General features: G+C 45.5%; 1 protein-coding gene. It reads right to left on the reverse strand.

Annotation, left to right across the window (positions count from 1 at the left end; all coding sequences use genetic code 11):
- Nucleotides 1–289 precede the first annotated feature (289 nt).
- A partial coding sequence (locus ACFI6J_RS21520) for an IS110 family RNA-guided transposase (RefSeq protein ID WP_462586400.1) occupies nt 290–872 on the reverse strand: 583 nt, incomplete at its 5' end.

Genomic DNA, 872 nt, shown 5'->3' on the forward strand with positions numbered 1-872 from the left:
TTATACCATATATGGACCCTCTCCGATTGCAAGACACCGTGTTGATTTAATAACGTGATTCATTGCTGCCATATATTCGGCTTTTTCGTGAAGTCAATTGACTTCTAGCCTTGATGGTTGTTCGCATCTTGTTGTCTCATCAATCCGGCGGCCTCGAAGGCCCTTGGTATAAACTGATTTGAACAAGATGGTTATGAACCGTTAATCATCAGTACGTTGTCTTTTTGCAATATGTTGATAGGCTTCCTGTTTTAGTTTATTTACTTATCTTTGGTTTGGGTTTCATCGGCTAAGCCGCTACTTTATTTATCAGTCCTGGCTGGTAGTCCTGTTGATAGTGCAGCATAGCCCAGGCCATTCTTACCATTTTATTAGCCAGTGCGACGCACGCTTTGTTAAAGCTCATGCGTGCTAAACAAGCCCGACACCACTCGCTCACCTTATCGGTTTTATCACCAATATGGCGCAAGGCGGCCCTGGCGCCGTTAATTATCTGGGTCCGTAAATACGTGTTCCCTCGCTTGCTAATACCCAACAATCTCGGGTTATCTCCCGTTGTATGTTGTTTGGGCACTACACCTAACCAAGCGGCTAAATGTCGGCCGCTATTAAAAGCCTGACCTTGTCCAATGCCTGCATATAAGGCGGTAGCAATCAAAGGCCCAATTCCTGTCATGCTCATTAAACGCTCGCATACAGGCTGGCTTTGTGAGAACGCTTTCAACTCCTTATCCATTTCTTTTATGTGCTCTCGCAGTTCCCGCAAATCATTGAGTAAGCCTTGAAACTGTCGGCGAGCTAACATACTCAATCCATTGTCAGCTTCTTCCAGGGTTAAAGGCAGCTCTTTCACCAAAGTCGCTACACCCCGT

It is taken from the genome of Alteromonas sp. G4i13 (genome assembly GCF_054960505.1).